Source organism: Serratia sp. PAMC26656 (assembly GCF_016469055.2).
GTDB lineage: Bacteria > Pseudomonadota > Gammaproteobacteria > Enterobacterales > Enterobacteriaceae > Serratia > Serratia plymuthica.
In genome coordinates this window covers 430,260-446,392 of record NZ_CP150486.1, presented here as the reverse complement: position 1 = coordinate 446,392, position 16,133 = coordinate 430,260, and the positions used below count along the sequence as shown (strand labels likewise).

Sequence of the window (16,133 nt, the reverse complement as noted above, 5' to 3'; positions counted from 1 at the left end):
GGGCGCCATTAAGGCGCCCAGAGAAATCTGTTATTGAATTACAGAATTTCCAACAGCTCGACGTCAAACACCAGCGCGCTGAATGGCGGGATGGATGCGCCGGCACCGCGCTCGCCGTAGGCCAGATCGTGCGGGATATACAGCTGCCATTTGGAGCCGACCGGCATCAGGGTCAGCGCTTCGATCCAGCCTGGGATCACGCCGCTAACCGGGAATTCTGCCGGTTGGCCGCGCTCTACGGAGCTGTCGAACACGTCGCCGTTAATCAGACGACCGGTGTAATGCACGCGCACGCGATCCTGACGGGACGGGATTGGGCCATTACCCTGCTCCAGCACGGAGAACTGCAGGCCGGATTCGGTCAGCGTCACTTCGTCACGCTTGGCGTTGTCTTCCAGGAACTGCTGACCTTCAACGGCCATTGCCTGTTGGCGCTCACGACGCACGGCATCCGCACGCTCGTGGATTTCACGCAGTGCACGGTGCACTACGTCTACCGGAACCGCCGGGGCATTCCCTTCCAGCGCGTCGCGCAAACCTGCCAGCAAAGCTTCCGGTTGTAAACCTTCCAGACCGGACTCTTGCAACTGCTGGCCGACCTGTAAACCAATCCCGTAACTTGCTTGCGCTTCAACGCTGTCAAAAGAAGGGGTTGTCATGGGGTTTTCCTTTAGTCTGTAAAAAGTCGAAGGCGCAGCATAACAGTGCCGGAAAGCCGGGTAAAATCTTGTGTGGAGAATGATGACTTTTGTCGTAGAAAAAGAAACAATGGCCCCCTGTTAACGCCCGTTCCCGCGATCCCAGGCTCATCGCCTGCCGCGACAGCCATTGAATTGCTGCTGCCTTTCACTTCAAACAGTTAGCGGACTATACTGAAAGCAGGAAATCGGGCCGGCGGTACACCATGTTGTACTGTGGCATTTTTACGCAGTTGAAGAGAGGTCACCATGGGCAGAATCTCGCCCAGGAAAAGGAAAACCACCCGTATCTACCAGCCGTTGCTGCGCACCTGGCTGAACTTCAGCCAGCGCCTGAAACCTGGCCCTGCGCCAGAGGCGGCAGAAGATCCGGATTCAGAGCAACCGCCGGTAAACGGCAAAGGAGAGGGAATCAAAGCGTTACTGCTGAAGATCTGGCACCTGCCGGACAGCTTCGGCTGGATGGAACCGCTGCCTTATTTCCATCGTCGCTGGACCCTTATCTTCGGCGTGATTCTGCTGTTGGCGCTGTTATGGCCTTACTCGTCAGAGAAGCAGCCATTCCCGGTCACCCAGCAGGGCAACGGCATACCGCTGCAGGCCGATCTGCAAGATAACGGCCAGCAGCAAGCGGCCGAACCGGAACCTGCGGGTAATTGGCAACGCTACCAGATCCAGCCTGGCCAAACGCTGGCGCAGTTATTTCGCGATAACAGCCTGCCGGTGAACGAAGTCTTCGCCATGGCGCAAGTGGAAGGGAGCGACAAGCCGCTCAGCAACATGAAGGTAGGTCAGGAAGTGCGTATCGAACGTGATGCCAACGGCGTGATTACCACGCTGTCGGTCACCACCGCAGACAATACCCAGGCCCTGTTCCGCCGTCAGGCCGACGGCGGCTATCGCCGCGAGCGGTAATCCGCCCGTTGAGCCAACAGGAAGTCACGCAGCACCACGCCCTGGTTGTGCTGTGTGTCTTTACTGCCGTACAGCAAGGTCAAGGCCTGCCCCTGCCGCAATAACGTCACCAGCGGCTGCCAGGCTTCGTTTTCCGCCAGCTGCAACCGGTAGCGACGTTCAAACTCTTCCCATTGATCGACGTGTTGATGAAACCACTGCCGCAGTGCGTTATCCGGCGCAACCTGCTTCAGCCACTGCACGCCCAGTAACCGTTCCTTGCTAACCCCGCGCGGCCACAGCCGATCAATCAGGTAGCAGTTCTCCGGCGCCGGACCGGTAAAGTCATAGACGCGCTGTAAATTGATGTCGGCCATTTACTGCTTCTCCTCACCAAGGGTAATCGCAGGGTAGCGCGTTTTACCGGGCGCAGAAAAGCAAAACGCCAGCGCAAGGCTGGCGTTTTAACTTGGCTGGCAGGAGCGATTAAGCTTCTGCAACCACAACTACATTCAGCTTAGCGAACACGTCGCTGTGTACCTGGAACTCAACTTCATGTTCACCAGTGGTACGCAGAACGCCGTTCGGCAGACGAACTTCGCTCTTGGCAACTTCAACGCCTGCCGCAGTAACTGCGTCAGCGATGTCGCGGGTGCCGATAGAGCCGAACAGTTTACCTTCGTCGCCTGATTTAGACGCGATGGTTACTGAACCCAGTTCGTTGATCTTGGTTGCGCGAGCTTCAGCAGCAGTCAGAACGTTAGCCAGTTTGGCTTCCAGTTCAGCACGACGTGCTTCGAAGAACTCTACGTTTTTCTTGGTAGCAGGAACAGCTTTGCCCTGTGGTACCAGGAAGTTACGGGCGTAGCCCGCTTTAACGTTAACCTGATCACCCAGGCTGCCCAGGTTTGCTACTTTATCAAGCAGAATAACTTGCATTACCTTATCCTCTTAAAGTCGTTAATAGACAGCGGCCGATTACTGATGACGATCAGTGTATGGCAGCAGGGACAAGTAGCGAGCACGCTTGATGCAGCGAGCCAGCTGACGCTGGTATTTTGCACGAGTACCGGTGATACGGCTCGGGACAATTTTACCACTTTCGGTAATGTAGTTTTTCAACGTTGCGATATCTTTGTAATCAATCTCAACAACGCCTTCCGCGGTGAAACGGCAGAACTTGCGACGACGGAAATAACGTGCCATTAGGCTAGTCTCCAGAATCTATCAATTCAATCTGCTCGGCATGCAGAACCAGTTTATTCAGCCCGTTGCGCCCTTGATGGCAGCTAACGAAGCCTTGCACGGTTATCTGACTGCCGACCGTTAATCTTTGAGTTAGTGCTTGTGACTGTTGTCCACTGACAACCACGGGCATTCGGCACCATGCTTGTCTGCTAAATCCGGCTTCCACCTGCTGCGAACGGTGCTCTAGCACAAACTGGCAGTGGGGGATCCCGGAAGGACTCACCTTTCGAACCGGCGCCTTGCACACAGTGCCCGACAAAACCAGACGATTAGACGTCACAGCAGCAATTACTCTTCAGAATCCCCAGCATCTGCATCATCTGAGGTTTCGTTAGCGAAGTCTTCGCGGCGATCGCCACGACGTTCGTCTTTCGCTTTAACCATCGGAGATGCTTCAGTTACCGCGTGCTTAACGCGCATAACCATGCTGCGGATAACGGCGTCGTTGAAGCGGAAGTTTGTTTCCAGCTCATCGATCGCTTCCTGCGGAGCTTCAACGTTCAGCAGAACGTAGTGGGCTTTGTGCAGTTTGTTGATCGGGTAAGCCAGTTGACGGCGGCCCCAGTCTTCCAGACGGTGAATCTGACCAGCAGCGTTAGTGATGGTAGCACTGTAACGCTCGATCATGCCCGGAACCTGTTCGCTTTGGTCAGGGTGGACCATAAAAACGATTTCGTAATGACGCATCGAATTGCTCCTTACGGATTATTCAGCCTCCTGTCAGGGTCAACCGTGGCCCATGGAAGCAAGGAACGTGTATGTGTGTACGGCTGAAAAAATGACGCGTAATCATACTTGCGGAGTTTGAAAAACTCAAGGACAGCGTGAGGTTTATTATCGGCAATGCGAGGCCAATGCAAAAATAGCACGATTTGCTCTCTGCGGAACCTATGTATGCAGATCCATCAGTTCCAAAAATCTTTCAATGAAATCATCATCGACGCATAAGTTTTATTCATTTTTTTTGATGGAGGCTATCAAAACCACACACTTTTTAATCCGGCCGGAAGGTCTAAAATTGTACTTATCCGCCGCAGACAGCGCGACGAAAAAGATTTGAAGTTATTCAATGTATATAAATAACTTTTTGCTGCACTGGCACCCGCTGTCAGGCCGTTGAAGCAAACGGTTAAGAGAGGCAAATATGAAACGCATTACCATCGCCACCGCCATTGCTTTACTGTTTTCCGCCAACGTCATGGCCGCCACCGAAATCACTTCGCATGAGGCCGACCAGCGCCAGAGCGTCGGTTTCGTGACTCTAAACCAGAACGTGGTATCGCCGGATGACGCCACCAGCCAGGTGAGCAAAATAGCCGACCAGCGGGGTGCCACCGCCTACCGCATCATTGCCCTGCATGAGCCGGACAGCAACAGCACCCTTCACGTCAGCGCCGAGCTGTATCGCTAAGCGAAAATGCAGCACCAGGGAACGAAGCCGCGCCAACAAGCGGCAAATGAGAACAGGCGACGCTCTCGCTGAACCGAAATACCTGGCCCCCTATTATTCAGGGGGCTTTTTTTACAGCTCGCGGCGGAAAAAGTCTGCGGTCGCGGACAACGCCAACGGCGTGATGCGGTGCTTGACGCCCGGCTCGGTAATAAACGTCAGTTGACGATCCCAGCCGCTCTGGCGCAGTTCGGTCGCCAGGCGCAGGCTTTCCGCCGCCGGCACCACATCGTCCGTCTCGCCGTGCCACAGCAGCAGCGGGCGATCGGTAACCTTTTCCAACTGATGCTCCAGACCGTAATCCGCCAGAACGGCAATGCGCGCCTCAAAACCGGCGGCAGTCAAAAGGTTGCCCTGCTCATCCAACGGCGGAAACAGCGTCTGGGCCAACGAGGTGTAATAACCGCTCCCCATCAGGCTGGCAGCCGCTTTAATCCACGGATGACGCGCAAAACAGCCCAGGGTGGTCATGCCGCCCATTGAGGCGCCGGCTACGCCGATCCGCCCGTCGGCAATCAGGCCACGCTGTTCAAACTGCGCTTTGAGCGCCGGTAGCTCGTCGATATTGCGTTTGAGGATCTCCCAGAAGCTGGCCAACCGCCGCTGTTCATCACCGTCAAAGCGCTCGCCGTGCAAATCGGCATCCGGCAGCACCACGCGAAAACCCGCCCTGGCCAACGCATAGGCAAAGTAGGCGTACACTTCTTTCGACGAGGTGTAACCATGGTAGAAAAACACCGTCGGCAGCGGCTGATGATACTGCCCCGCCGGCACAGCATGGATCACCGCAACCTCGCCCACCCGTTCGTCATGTATTTCAATCATCCGTTTTTCCCTCTGCGTACCTGTTGCCTTCATAATGGCAAACTTGAGCTAAAAGCATTAGCTCAATCTGTTCCACTTTATATTGGGTTACACTGAAGCCATGATAGCGGTTTCCCCGAGGTGTCCATGAAACTTTCCCGCCTGCTGCTCCCCCTGACGCTGGCTACCGTGCTTTCCGCCTGCGGTATCATGACCACGACACCAAAAGCCCCGCCGCCGCCAACCGATCGGGCACAGGAGATCACCCGAGCGCAAACTTCTGAGTTGGTAAAGATAGGCACCACCAGCGCCCTGGTTTACGGCAGCCCGATGGATGTGGAAGCGGAGATTAACAGGAAGGCCAACGCCAGCGGCGCACGCTATTACATGATCATCATGAACAGCGAAACCGTCGTTCCCGGCCAATGGTATTCGCAGGCGATCCTGTATCGGTAAGCTGCGGCGTTTTAACCATATTTACAATGGCTTTGCACAGACTGAAGTTGGATATTGCACACTGGCGGTCAACCTGCCGCAACCTGCGGTCGTTCGACGAAGGGGAACGCCATGAAACGCTCCGCCGCACTCACCACCCTCCTGCTCTCCGTGGGGTTGCTCACTGTCAGCGCCCAGTCTGCCGAACTGGCGCCCGCAGACCGTGTTACACCGCTCAGTGAAATTGCGCAAATCACCCTGAATAATCTTTCAGGCTCGCCTCAGGACGTCGAACAGGTCATTGCCCGCAAGGCTGATGAGCATGGGGCAAGCTATTACCGTATTCTGCATATGGAGGAACAGGCGCATCAGCCCGGCTGGCGCGCCTCGGCGATTTTTTATCTTTAATAACTCATGCAAGCCGCATTTAACACGCCGCCGCTGATCGAAACGCCCCCCAGAAAAATCCCGGCGGCCAGGTGATTGGACTCAATCTTGTCGCTGATGCGCGGCATGTAGATTTTTACCGCAGCAAACAGCAACAGTTGCACCACCAGCGCCACTACGCCCCACAGCAGGTAGTCCAGCAGGCTGATCGAGTTGATCGCTGCGCTGGCCAGCGGGATCACATACCCCAGGCAGGCACCGACGAATCCGAAGGCGGCTGACTGATTGTCGGCCTTGATCAACGCCCATTCGTCATGCGGCGTAATGCGGGTATAGACAAACAAGAACACCAGAACCATGGCAAAGCCACTGAAGAAATAAGAGGCGAATGCCGCCAACGCGCTGAGAATATCCATGTCATGTTTCCTGGTCAGAGGTCAGTATCCCTTACGGGCCAAGTGCTGAATTAAAAAGTTTTTTCTGTTGCGACGCCACTGTTTTCCCTAGCCGCCCATCGCTCTGGCAAACAGCATATCGCACAACCGGTCAGGCAGTATCCGTTCGCCACGGGCGTCGAGCGTCATTTGACACCAGGCTTCCGCCAGCGGTGGTGAACTGTAGCGCAGAAGCTGTGCCGCCGCGAACAGATTGAATAACGAGCTGGCGACCGCCCGTCCCTGTTCCTCACGGGGTTTACGCATCAGTTGGCTCAGTTGTCGCCACTGGAGGTCAAAATGTCGATTCTGTCCCTTCACCTCACCAAATTCACGGTCCAGAGCTTCCTGTACCGCCGGTAATCTTCCCCAGGCTCGCATCACGTCCAGGCACATAATGTTGCCGGAACCTTCCCAGATGCTGTTCACCGGCATTTCACGATACAGTCGCGGCAGTTCGCTCTCTTCGCAATAACCCAAGCCCCCCAACGCCTCCATGGCCTCTCCCACAAAAGGGATCCCTTGTCGGCAGACCTCAAATTTCGCCGCCGGGGTCAGCACCCGACACAATGCCTGCTCAAGAGGATCGTCGGCGCTGTCATAAGCCCGCGCCAGGCGCATCAGCGCCGCTGTCTGCCCTTCCAGCCGTAACGCCATCCGCCCCAATACCTGACGCATCATCGGGTGTTCGATAAGCGTTTTGCCAAATGCCTGCCGCTGCAGGGTATGGTACAAGGCTACCGATAACGCACGCCGCATCAAGCCGTGACTGCCCAGCGCGCAGTCAAAGCGCGTCAGACCACCCATTTTGAGGATATGCCGCACGCCATCCCCTTCCTCACCCAGCAGCCAGGCGGTGGCATCCTGGAACTCCACCTCACTGCTGGCGTTGGAACGGTTGCCCAGCTTATCTTTCAACCGTTCCAGCCGTATCGCATTGCGCGTACCGTCGGGCAAAATACGCGGCAGGAAGAAGCAGGACAGGCCGCCTTCGGCCTGCGCCAGCACCAGATGCGCATCACTTTGCGGCACCGAGAAGAACCATTTGTGCCCCACCAACCGGTACGCTTCCCCAGAACCGCGAGCCGTTAACGGGGTGGCGGTGGTGGTATTGCTCAGCACGTCGGATCCTCCCTGCTTTTCGGTCATTCCCATACCAATCAGCAAACCCCGCTTTTGCCCACCCGGTGACAAATGCGCATCGTAGCGGTCGGAAAGCAGCGGCGACAGCCAGGATTGAAATTCTGAGGGCAACAGGCGTTGCAGTAGAGGAATAGCGCCAAAGGTCATCGTCACTGGGCATAAAGTGCCGGCTTCCACCTGTGCATGCAGCACAAAGCGGGCGGCACGCGCTACGAAAACACCGATACGGGCATCCTCCTGCCACGGCAGGTTATGCACCCGGTTGGCGATCAACCCCTGCATCAAAATATGCCAGGCAGGATGGAAACGAACGTCGTCCAGGCGCTGCCCGGTGGCATCATAACGCAGCAGTTCAGGTGGATTGGCGTTGGCGAGTCGCCCCAGCTCCAGCGACTCCTGGGTGCCCAGCTGTTGGCCCAGCGAGGCCAGTACGTCTGTGTCCCAGCCAGCCTGCTCGCGCTGTACCGCCTCATGCAGCGGCGTATCAGACAGGAACAGATTGCTGTTGCCCAGCGGCTTGGGTTGATTGAAAACGGTATGCGTTGTCCAGACCATCGGCTTGCTCCCTGATAAAGGCTTCAGGAGTAATTATGGCCACAAGGGGGATTTTTGCCGGAGGCGGGATCACAAGGTGGGAAATTGACGGAGGCGCAAGCGCCCCCGTGGATAAATCAGCTGCGCTGGCGCACCGCTTCGAACAAACAGATGCCGGTAGCAACAGAGACGTTCAGAGAAGAAACCGTCCCCGCCATCGGGATGCTGATCAGCTCATCGCAGTGTTCGCGGGTCAGGCGGCGCATGCCTTCGCCTTCAGCCCCCATCACCAACACCATCGGGCCGGTCATTTTGCTCTGGAACAGCGTATGGTCGGCTTCGCCGGCGGTGCCGACGACCCAGACGTTCATTTCCTGCAACAAACGCAGGGTGCGCGCCAGGTTGGTAACGCGGATCAGCGGGACATTTTCCGCCGCACCGCAGGCCACTTTCTTGGCGGTGGCGTTCAACTGGGCGGAACGATCGCGCGGGACGATAACCGCATGCACGCCGGCCGCATCCGCGCTGCGCAGGCAGGCGCCGAGGTTGTGCGGGTCGGTCACGCCGTCCAGTACCAGCAGGAATGGCGTATCCACGCTTGCCAGCAGGCTCGGTAAATCATTTTCCTGATACTGACGCCCTTCGCGCACCCGGGCGATAATACCCTGATGTACTGCGCCCTCGACTTTTTCATCCAGCCACTGACGGTTCGCCACCTGGATAACAATGCCGGTCGCTTCCAGCTCGGCGATCAGCGGTTGCAGCCGGCGATCGTCGCGCCCTTTCAGAATAAACACTTCCAGGAAGCGCTGTGGATCGTTATCTAACAGGGCTTTGACGGCATGAATGCCGTAAATAATTTCGCTCATGATGCTCTTTTTACTGTGCGGCTGGCAAATGCCTGCCGGTGATAATGACGTGCGGCAGGTTAAGCCTGCTCAGCACCTTTCTTCTTGCCGGCGCGCTTGGCCTTGGTAGCCGCCGCTATTTTCCGGGTTTTGTCAGACGCTTTCTTGGCTTTCGCCTTTTTATCTTTCTTCACCTGGTCAGCCGGTTTGGCTTCGTCTTTTTTGCGGAAGGCGCTGTCCGGCTCAAAGTTGGCCGGTGGCTTGCCACCACGACGCTTGTTGCGCTGTGATGCCGGAGCGCGGCCTGCACCGGCACCGTCACGCAAGGTGCGTTGGCCGCCGTTCTTGGCGCGATCGCGTTCGGTTTTACCTTCGCCGCGCGGTTTACGGGTGCTGGAGACCAGGGCAAAATCAATCTTGCGCTCGTCCATATGCACCGCTTCAACGCGGATCTCCACCGTATCACCCAAGCGATAAACCATGCCCGAGGATTCGCCGATCAGGCGCTGGCCGATATTATCGTAACGATAATAATCGTTATCCAGCGTTGAGACGTGCACCAGACCGTCGATAAACAGATCGTTCAAGCGCACGAAGAAGCCGAAGCCGGTTACGCTGGCGATAATGCCGCTAAACACTTCCCCGACGTGATCCTGCATAAAGTCGCATTTCAGCCAGTCGGCAACGTTACGCGTCGCTTCATCAGCGCGGCGTTCGGTCATCGAGCAGTGTTCGCCGAGCTGCAGCATTTCCTCAAACTCGCTGTGCCAGCCGCCGGTCGGCGTCCAGCGCTCTTTCGGCTGGCCGTGCTCTTTAGCCAGCAGATATTTGATCGCACGGTGCAGAGCCAGGTCAGGATAGCGGCGAATTGGCGAGGTAAAGTGGCCATAAGAGGCCAGTGCCAGGCCAAAGTGCCCGCGGTTTTCCGGATCGTAGATCGCCTGTTTCATCGAACGCAGCAGCATGGTTTGCAGCATTTCGCGGTCAGGGCGCTCAGCCACTTCATCCATCAGGGTGGCGTAGTCCTTCGGCTGCGGCTTGTTACCGCCCCCCAGCGTCAGGCCCAGTTCACTCAACACGCTGCGCAGTGCGGTAATGTGATCGTCGCTTGGGCGATCGTGCACGCGGAACAGTGCCGGCTCGTTATGCTTCTCGACAAAGCGTGCAGCGGCGACGTTCGCCATGATCATGCACTCTTCGATCAGCTTGTGCGCGTCGTTGCGTACCGTTGGCTCAACGCGCTCAATACGGCGTTCGGCGTTGAAGATAAACTTGGCTTCTTCGGTTTCGAAGGCGATGCCGCCACGTTCGGCGCGCGCCTGATCCAACACCTTGTACATGGTGTGCAGTTCCTGCAGGTGCTTGACCAGTGGGTGATAATGCTCACGCAGCTCCTGATCGCCCTGCAGAATATGCCAGACTTTGTTGTAGGTTAAGCGGGCGTGGGAGCTCATTACCGCTTCATAGAATTTGGACGTCGACAGGCGGCCCTGGGCGGAGATGGTCATCTCACACACCATACACAGACGATCAACCTGCGGGTTCAACGAACACAGGCCGTTGGAAAGTACTTCCGGCAGCATCGGGATAACCTCCGACGGGAAGTACACCGAGGTGCCACGGTTGCGCGCTTCGTCATCCAGCGCGGTACGCGGGCGCACGTAGTAGCTGACATCGGCAATGGCCACCCACAGGCGCCAGCCACCGCCGCGTTTTTTCTCGCAGTAAACGGCGTCATCGAAATCGCGCGCGTCTTCGCCGTCAATGGTTACCAGCGGCAGCTGACGCAGGTCAACACGGCCTTTCTTGGCGGCCTCGGGTACCTGCTCGCTGAGATCGGCAACCTGTTTTTCCACCTGCGGCGGCCAGACATGCGGGATCTCATGGGTACGCAGTGCGATGTCCACCGCCATGCTGGTGCCCATTTTATCGCCGAGGATCTCGACAATCTTGCCTACCGCCTTGGTGCGACGGGTCGGGCGTTGGGTCAGTTCAACCACCACCATAAAGCCCATGCGCGCACCGCTGACGGCCTCGGCAGGGATCAGGATATCAAAGCTGAGACGGCTGTCGTCCGGCACCACAAAGCCGGTACCCGCGTCCATAAAGAAGCGACCGACGATTTGACTGGTTTTCGGCACCAATACGCGCACGATGCGCGCTTCACGGCGGCCCTTACGGTCGGCAGCCATCGCTTGCGCCAGCACCACATCGCCGTGGATCGCCATTTTCATCTGCTCAGCCGACAAATACAGGTCGTCTTTGCTACCTTCAATACGCAGGAAACCAAAGCCGTCGCGATGACCAATCACGGTGCCGCGCAGCAGATCCAGACGTTCCGGCAGCGCATAGCACTGGCGGCGAGTAAATATCAATTGACCGTCACGCTCCATCGCGCGCAGGCGGCGACGTAACGCTTCTAGCGCCTCTTCACCGGTTAAATCCAGCTCTTTGGCCAGCTCTTCGCGGCTGGCCGGCGTTTCTCTTTTCGCCAGATGGGCCAGAATGAATTCACGGCTCGGGATTGGGGACTCATATTTTTCTGCTTCTCGTTCCAGGAATGGATCTTGTGACATTGCGGTTCCTCCGTTGTCATCAGCAGGGTGCCGCTGAGCCTTGTCTTCTCAGCGACGCTTTATTCGACAAGCAATAGCTTGTAGAGGGGTGGATTGTCTTCGACCATATCGGCCAACGTGTGGCTATCCAGCTCTTCAAGGAAATTCTGTACGCCCTGGTGCAGCACCTGCTTCAGGCGGCATGCAGGGGTTATGTGGCAAAAATCACTGTTGCAGTTAACCAACGAGAGCGGCTCCAGCGCTCTTACCACGTCGCCGAGGCGAATGGTTTCGGCCGGTTTGCCCAAACGGATGCCACCGTTCTTTCCGCGCACTGCGGTCACAAACCCAACCCGGCTTAACTGATTGATGATCTTCACCATATGGTTACGGGACACACCATAGACTTCGGTAACTTCCGAAATGCTGGTCATTTTGTCCGGTGGCAGCGAGGCCATGTAGATCAACGCCCGCAGGCCATAATCAGTAAAACTTGTTAACTGCACATCTACCTCTGGGTCTCTTTCTACCCGTCTGACAAGCCGATTTTCGGCATTATTCAAAAGATTACTTATTGGATAATAAACCAGCCGGAGAGTTCGCCGCTAATTATTTAGCGTATCTCAGGCTCTGGAGCGGGTTAAAGAAAGGATTTTTTGACGTGAAACCGCAATCGGGGAGAATAATGATAAAAACAAACCGGGACATGCCCGGTTTGTTTTGGTGCAGCAAAGCCGGATTATGCGTCGAACGGGTCGCGCAGGATCATGGTCTCGCTACGATCTGGGCCAGTAGAGATAATGTCTACCGGTACGCCAGTCAATTCTTCAATACGCTTGATGTAGTCCAGCGCCGCCTGTGGCAGTTTGCTGTGATCTTTCACGCCAAAAGTGGTATCGCTCCAGCCAGGCAGGGTTTCGTAGATTGGCTCAATGCCTTCCCAACCTTCTGCAGCCAGCGGCGTGGTGTCCATTTCGCGGCCGTCAGGCATGCGGTAACCCACGCAGATCTTCACTTCTTTCAGGCCGTCCAGCACGTCCAGCTTGGTCAGGCAGAAGCCGGACAGGGAGTTGATCTGCACTGCGCGGCGAACCGCTACGGCGTCCAGCCAACCGGTACGACGACGACGGCCTGTGGTGGCACCGAACTCGTTACCTTGTTTGCACAGGTATTCACCGGTTTCGTCGAACAGTTCGGTCGGGAACGGACCTGCACCCACACGGGTAGAGTAGGCTTTAACGATGCCCAGCACGTAGTCCACGTAACGCGGACCAATACCTGAACCGGTAGCAACGCCGCCAGCAGTGGTATTGGAAGAGGTTACATACGGATAAGTACCGTGGTCGATATCCAGCAGGGTACCCTGAGCACCTTCGAACATGATCAGATCGCCACGCTTGCGCGCGCCGTCCAGCAGTTCGGAAACGTCAACAACCATTGCAGTCAGGATATCAGCGATGGACAGCACATAATCCAGAGTCGTCTGGTAATCGACGGCTTCGACTTTGTAGTAGTTAACCAGCTGGAAGTTATGGTAATCGATGATTTCTTTCAGCTTAACGGCGAAGGTTTCTTTGTTGAACAGATCGCCAACGCGCAGACCGCGGCGAGCAACTTTATCTTCGTAAGCCGGGCCGATACCGCGACCGGTGGTGCCGATAGCTTTCGCACCGCGCGCTTTCTCACGCGCGTTATCCAGCGCAACGTGATAAGGCAGGATCAGCGGGCAGGCTTCGGACAGTAACAGACGTTCGCGTACCGGGATGCCGCGCGCTTCAAGTTCACCCATTTCTTTCATCAATGCGTCTGGCGCCAGAACTACACCGTTGCCGATGATGCTGGTTACGTTATCACGCAGAATGCCTGAAGGAATTAAATGAAGGACGGTTTTCTCACCGTTAATAACCAGAGTGTGGCCAGCGTTATGGCCACCTTGGTAGCGCACAACATATTGAGCCCGTTCAGTCAGCAGGTCTACGACCTTGCCCTTACCTTCGTCACCCCATTGGGTGCCCAGTACGACGACGTTCTTACCCATTTTCAAAATCACCGGTTGCTTAAAAATGGATTCTACCACCGTAATTTTCGATTTTCAGCACTTTCAGCACACGATTGCGTCTTTTTTAGACTAAACTTTAAACCCCCGTGCGGCTACGCAACATGTAGTAGATCACACAGCCCGCAACCACTATTCCACCGCCAAATCGCCGCAGCGTAGCGTCAGGCAACTGGGTCATCGCCAGTATCATTTTACGCCAGGCCTGCGGAAACAGCATTGGCCCCAGCCCTTCCAGTACCAAAACCAGCCCAAGCGCCAGCCAAATCGTCGAATTCATGCCTCACCCCAAAAAAGAAAGGGCCCGCGGTTAAACGGGCCCCCAATAATTTACCTGTCGCTGTTACTTACGCGTGGAATCAGGCGACTTCATGTAGCGGAAGAAATCGCTGTCCGGGCTCAGTACCATCACGTCCTGGTTGTTGCTGCTGAAACTGGTTTCATAAGCACGCAGGCTACGGATAAAGGCATAGAAGTCCGGATCCTGGCTGAATGCGGCAGCAAACAGTTTGGCCGCTTCGGCATCGCCATCACCACGGGTGATACGCGCCGTACGCTCGGCTTCCGCCAACGTACGGGTCACTTCGTAATCCGCCGTTGCGCGCAGCTTCTCAGCTTCTTCCTGGCCTTGTGAACGGTGACGACGAGCTACCGCTTCACGCTCGGCGCGCATACGCTGGTAGATTGCGTCAGACACTTCAGCCGGCAGGTTGATCTGCTTGATACGCACGTCGATCACTTCGATACCCAGTGCAGCCATGCTGTTCGGGTTAACCTTCGGCAGCTTGCCGGTGGTTTCCTTCTCAACGCGGGCCGCAGCGGAAGCAATGGCATCATCAGCTTCAGTAGTCACCACTTCTTCGCCATCACCGACGGTACCGGTGTTCAGCGCGTCACGTACGTCAGACATCAGCTTGCCGCGCGAGTCGGTCACGATGTCTTTCACATCCAGACGACCAATCTCGGAACGCAAACGGTCACTGAACTTACGTTTCAACAACACTTCGGCTTGTGAAACGTCACCGCCGCCAGTTGCCAGATAGTAACGGCTGAAATCGCTGATACGCCATTTCAGGTAAGAATCGACGATCAGGTCTTTCTTCTCGCTGGTTACGAAGCGGTCAGCCTGGTTGTCCATGGTCTGGATACGCGCATCCAGCGTTTTCACTGATTCGATAAACGGGATCTTGAAGTGCAGACCCGGCGCATACACCAGCGGTTTGTTGTCGCTGTCACGCAGTACCTTGCCGAAACGCAGCACGATGCCGCGCTGGCCTTCCTGCACCACGAACAGAGAAGCGTACAGCGCCACCAGCACCGCGAGGACGATAACTATAAAAGACTTACGCATTGATTACTCTCTCCCTACGCGAGTGGTGTCGTCACGCTGCGCATTCGCCCGGCGTTGGTCCATGACCGAGCCGCTGTTGCTACGCTGGCTGTTCGAGCTGGCGCCACTGCTGGCGGACGGAGCGGGGTTGAGACGAATCAGGCTGGTGTCTTTATTGCCTTCACCTGCCGTGCCGGCCGGGCCACGCAGCATTTGCTCAAGCGGTAACACCATCAGATTGTTGCCTTTGTCATTTACCAGCACTTTGCGGGTGTGGCTCAGGACTTTTTCCATGGTTTCGATATACAGACGCTCACGGGTAATTTCCGGTGCGGATTTGTATTCCGGCAACAGTTTGGCAAAGCGCGCTACCTCACCCTGAGCTTCCAGGACGGTACGATCTTTATACGCTTTGGCATCTTCCAACAGACGCTGCGCCTGGCCGTTAGCTCGTGGCTGAACTTCGTTGGCGTAAGCTTCTGCCTCACGGATGTACTGCTGCTCGTTCTCACGCGCGGCAATCGCATCGTCAAATGCGGCTTTCACCTCTTCCGGCGGACGGGCTGCCTGGAAGTTGACGTCCAGCAGCGTGATCCCCATGTTGTACGGACGAATGGTCTCTTCCAGTACGCGTTGGGTATCGCTACGCACGATAGTACGGCCTTCGGTCAGGATCTTGTCCATGGTGTACTTGCCGATAACGCCACGCAGGGCACTGTCGGTAGCCTGGCTCAAGCTGTCGTCGGCACTGGTCACGCTGAACAGATACGCTTCCGGGTTGGTCACGCGGTACTGCACGTTCATTTCCACGCGCACCACGTTCTCATCGGAAGTCAGCATCACGCCGGAAGCCGCCAGCTCACGCACAGACTCCACGTTGACCGGACGAACTTCGTCGATGAAGGTCGGTTTCCAGTTCAGACCCGGTTGCACCAGGTGGCTGAACTTGCCGAAACGGGTGACTACGCCACGTTCGGCTTCTTTGATGGTGTAGAAGCCGCTGGCGGCCCAAATCACCACCACCGCAACCGCAGCAATGCCGACAATACGGCTGCTGAAACCCGGACCTGAGGTACCGGTGCCGCCACCGTTATTGCTGTTGGAACCTTTCCCCCCGCCCAAGCCGCTCAGTTTTTTGCTCAGCTTGCGGAAGATATCGTCCAAATCAGGAGGTCCTTGCTCGCGACCGCCTTTATTGTTACCGCCAGAGTTGCCGCCATTATTATTGCTGCTCCCCCACGGGTCGCGGTCCTGTCCGTTATTACCGGGCTGATTCCACGCCATGTTTTAGCTCCATATTCTGTGATTGGGTACTTC

General features: G+C 56.4%; 20 protein-coding genes. 4 read left to right on the top strand and 16 right to left on the bottom strand.

Going from position 1 to position 16,133, the window contains the following annotated elements; genetic code table 11:
* Positions 1-38 precede the first annotated feature (38 nt).
* Positions 39-659 carry an FKBP-type peptidyl-prolyl cis-trans isomerase gene (fklB, locus tag JEM67_RS02680; RefSeq protein ID WP_004952760.1) on the bottom strand — a complete coding sequence of 207 codons (621 nt, stop codon included), beginning with the start codon at positions 657-659 and terminating at the stop codon, positions 39-41.
* Between the two features lie 288 nt (positions 660-947).
* Here fklB and JEM67_RS02675 point away from each other — a divergent pair, with 288 nt between their 5' ends.
* Positions 948-1,613: an OapA family protein gene (locus JEM67_RS02675; protein WP_199635610.1), complete on the top strand. Its 666-nt coding sequence runs from the start codon at positions 948-950 to the stop codon at positions 1,611-1,613.
* Here the strand turns inward: JEM67_RS02675 and JEM67_RS02670 are convergent.
* From JEM67_RS02670 to rpsF, 5 genes are all read right to left on the bottom strand, one after another.
* Positions 1,595-1,969 (bottom strand): DUF488 domain-containing protein, encoded by a 375-nt coding sequence (locus JEM67_RS02670; RefSeq protein WP_013811253.1) that lies wholly within the window; start codon positions 1,967-1,969, stop codon positions 1,595-1,597. The two genes, JEM67_RS02675 and JEM67_RS02670, sit on opposite strands and share 19 nt — an antisense overlap.
* 109 nt (positions 1,970-2,078) lie before the next feature.
* Positions 2,079-2,531 (bottom strand): 50S ribosomal protein L9, encoded by a 453-nt coding sequence (rplI, locus tag JEM67_RS02665; RefSeq protein ID WP_013811252.1) that lies wholly within the window; start codon positions 2,529-2,531, stop codon positions 2,079-2,081.
* Between the two features lie 39 nt (positions 2,532-2,570).
* A complete protein-coding gene (gene rpsR / locus JEM67_RS02660; protein WP_002210155.1) occupies positions 2,571-2,798 on the bottom strand; it encodes a 30S ribosomal protein S18 in 228 nt (75 codons plus the stop codon).
* A 4-nt stretch (positions 2,799-2,802) separates the two neighbouring features.
* Positions 2,803-3,120: a primosomal replication protein N gene (gene priB / locus JEM67_RS02655; protein ID WP_004952746.1), complete on the bottom strand. Its 318-nt coding sequence runs from the start codon at positions 3,118-3,120 to the stop codon at positions 2,803-2,805.
* A gap of 8 nt (positions 3,121-3,128) precedes the next feature.
* Positions 3,129-3,527 carry a 30S ribosomal protein S6 gene (gene rpsF / locus JEM67_RS02650; RefSeq protein ID WP_004952743.1) on the bottom strand — a complete coding sequence of 133 codons (399 nt, stop codon included), beginning with the start codon at positions 3,525-3,527 and terminating at the stop codon, positions 3,129-3,131.
* A 457-nt stretch (positions 3,528-3,984) separates the two neighbouring features.
* Between rpsF and JEM67_RS02645 the strand changes: the two genes are divergently transcribed.
* Entirely contained in the window at positions 3,985-4,251 is a 267-nt protein-coding gene (locus tag JEM67_RS02645; protein WP_013811251.1) for a DUF1471 domain-containing protein, read from the top strand.
* A 111-nt stretch (positions 4,252-4,362) separates the two neighbouring features.
* Here the strand turns inward: JEM67_RS02645 and yjfP are convergent, their stop codons facing one another.
* Positions 4,363-5,115, bottom strand: coding sequence for an esterase (gene yjfP / locus JEM67_RS02640; RefSeq protein WP_013811250.1), 753 nt, complete (start codon positions 5,113-5,115; stop codon positions 4,363-4,365).
* 126 nt (positions 5,116-5,241) lie between these two features.
* Here yjfP and bsmA point away from each other — a divergent pair, with 126 nt between their 5' ends.
* A complete protein-coding gene (bsmA, locus tag JEM67_RS02635; RefSeq protein WP_013811249.1) occupies positions 5,242-5,550 on the top strand; it encodes a biofilm peroxide resistance protein BsmA in 309 nt (102 codons plus the stop codon).
* 111 nt (positions 5,551-5,661) lie between these two features.
* On the top strand, positions 5,662-5,937 hold the full coding sequence (locus JEM67_RS02630; RefSeq protein WP_199635609.1) for a DUF1471 domain-containing protein: 276 nt from the start codon (positions 5,662-5,664) through the stop codon (positions 5,935-5,937).
* On the opposite strand, the gene JEM67_RS02625 is transcribed toward JEM67_RS02630, so the two are convergent.
* The 9 genes from JEM67_RS02625 to hflK form a co-directional block, all read right to left on the bottom strand.
* Entirely contained in the window at positions 5,934-6,332 is a 399-nt protein-coding gene (locus JEM67_RS02625) for a DUF350 domain-containing protein (protein WP_013811247.1), read from the bottom strand. The genes JEM67_RS02630 and JEM67_RS02625 overlap by 4 nt on opposite strands.
* Positions 6,333-6,419: 87 nt before the next feature.
* Complete coding sequence (locus JEM67_RS02620) at positions 6,420-8,048, bottom strand: isovaleryl-CoA dehydrogenase (RefSeq protein ID WP_199635608.1); 1,629 nt, start codon at positions 8,046-8,048, stop codon at positions 6,420-6,422.
* 116 nt (positions 8,049-8,164) lie between these two features.
* Positions 8,165-8,896: a 23S rRNA (guanosine(2251)-2'-O)-methyltransferase RlmB gene (gene rlmB, locus JEM67_RS02615; protein ID WP_199635607.1), complete on the bottom strand. Its 732-nt coding sequence runs from the start codon at positions 8,894-8,896 to the stop codon at positions 8,165-8,167.
* Positions 8,897-8,955: 59 nt separating this feature from the next.
* The gene (gene rnr / locus JEM67_RS02610; RefSeq protein WP_199635606.1) at positions 8,956-11,451 is read right to left on the bottom strand and encodes a ribonuclease R; all 2,496 of its coding nucleotides are present in this window, start codon (positions 11,449-11,451) and stop codon (positions 8,956-8,958) included.
* A 59-nt stretch (positions 11,452-11,510) separates the two neighbouring features.
* A complete protein-coding gene (gene nsrR, locus JEM67_RS02605) occupies positions 11,511-11,936 on the bottom strand; it encodes a nitric oxide-sensing transcriptional repressor NsrR (RefSeq protein ID WP_004952720.1) in 426 nt (141 codons plus the stop codon).
* Positions 11,937-12,169: 233 nt separating this feature from the next.
* Positions 12,170-13,468, bottom strand: coding sequence for an adenylosuccinate synthase (locus JEM67_RS02600; protein WP_199635605.1), 1,299 nt, complete (start codon positions 13,466-13,468; stop codon positions 12,170-12,172).
* A gap of 97 nt (positions 13,469-13,565) precedes the next feature.
* The gene (locus JEM67_RS02595) at positions 13,566-13,766 is read right to left on the bottom strand and encodes a DUF2065 domain-containing protein (RefSeq protein ID WP_013811242.1); all 201 of its coding nucleotides are present in this window, start codon (positions 13,764-13,766) and stop codon (positions 13,566-13,568) included.
* A gap of 63 nt (positions 13,767-13,829) precedes the next feature.
* The gene (hflC, locus tag JEM67_RS02590; RefSeq protein WP_199635604.1) at positions 13,830-14,837 is read right to left on the bottom strand and encodes a protease modulator HflC; all 1,008 of its coding nucleotides are present in this window, start codon (positions 14,835-14,837) and stop codon (positions 13,830-13,832) included.
* A gap of 3 nt (positions 14,838-14,840) precedes the next feature.
* Complete coding sequence (gene hflK / locus JEM67_RS02585) at positions 14,841-16,100, bottom strand: FtsH protease activity modulator HflK (RefSeq protein ID WP_013811240.1); 1,260 nt, start codon at positions 16,098-16,100, stop codon at positions 14,841-14,843.
* Between the last annotated feature and the right edge of the window lie 33 nt (positions 16,101-16,133).

What these genes read in the sequence shown, in the direction of transcription:
- fklB (WP_004952760.1), bottom strand. Translation starts at nt 659, where the DNA reads ATGACAACCCCTTCTTTTGACAGCGTTGAAGCGCAAGCAAGTTACGGG.
- JEM67_RS02675 (WP_199635610.1), top strand. Translation starts at nt 948, where the DNA reads ATGGGCAGAATCTCGCCCAGGAAAAGGAAAACCACCCGTATCTACCAG.
- JEM67_RS02670 (WP_013811253.1), bottom strand. Translation starts at nt 1,969, where the DNA reads ATGGCCGACATCAATTTACAGCGCGTCTATGACTTTACCGGTCCGGCG.
- rplI (WP_013811252.1), bottom strand. Translation starts at nt 2,531, where the DNA reads ATGCAAGTTATTCTGCTTGATAAAGTAGCAAACCTGGGCAGCCTGGGT.
- rpsR (WP_002210155.1), bottom strand. Translation starts at nt 2,798, where the DNA reads ATGGCACGTTATTTCCGTCGTCGCAAGTTCTGCCGTTTCACCGCGGAA.
- rpsF (WP_004952743.1), bottom strand. Translation starts at nt 3,527, where the DNA reads ATGCGTCATTACGAAATCGTTTTTATGGTCCACCCTGACCAAAGCGAA.
- JEM67_RS02645 (WP_013811251.1), top strand. Translation starts at nt 3,985, where the DNA reads ATGAAACGCATTACCATCGCCACCGCCATTGCTTTACTGTTTTCCGCC.
- yjfP (WP_013811250.1), bottom strand. Translation starts at nt 5,115, where the DNA reads ATGATTGAAATACATGACGAACGGGTGGGCGAGGTTGCGGTGATCCAT.
- bsmA (WP_013811249.1), top strand. Translation starts at nt 5,242, where the DNA reads ATGAAACTTTCCCGCCTGCTGCTCCCCCTGACGCTGGCTACCGTGCTT.
- JEM67_RS02630 (WP_199635609.1), top strand. Translation starts at nt 5,662, where the DNA reads ATGAAACGCTCCGCCGCACTCACCACCCTCCTGCTCTCCGTGGGGTTG.
- JEM67_RS02625 (WP_013811247.1), bottom strand. Translation starts at nt 6,332, where the DNA reads ATGGATATTCTCAGCGCGTTGGCGGCATTCGCCTCTTATTTCTTCAGT.
- JEM67_RS02620 (WP_199635608.1), bottom strand. Translation starts at nt 8,048, where the DNA reads ATGGTCTGGACAACGCATACCGTTTTCAATCAACCCAAGCCGCTGGGC.
- rlmB (WP_199635607.1), bottom strand. Translation starts at nt 8,896, where the DNA reads ATGAGCGAAATTATTTACGGCATTCATGCCGTCAAAGCCCTGTTAGAT.
- rnr (WP_199635606.1), bottom strand. Translation starts at nt 11,451, where the DNA reads ATGTCACAAGATCCATTCCTGGAACGAGAAGCAGAAAAATATGAGTCC.
- JEM67_RS02600 (WP_199635605.1), bottom strand. Translation starts at nt 13,468, where the DNA reads ATGGGTAAGAACGTCGTCGTACTGGGCACCCAATGGGGTGACGAAGGT.
- JEM67_RS02595 (WP_013811242.1), bottom strand. Translation starts at nt 13,766, where the DNA reads ATGAATTCGACGATTTGGCTGGCGCTTGGGCTGGTTTTGGTACTGGAA.
- hflC (WP_199635604.1), bottom strand. Translation starts at nt 14,837, where the DNA reads ATGCGTAAGTCTTTTATAGTTATCGTCCTCGCGGTGCTGGTGGCGCTG.
- hflK (WP_013811240.1), bottom strand. Translation starts at nt 16,100, where the DNA reads ATGGCGTGGAATCAGCCCGGTAATAACGGACAGGACCGCGACCCGTGG.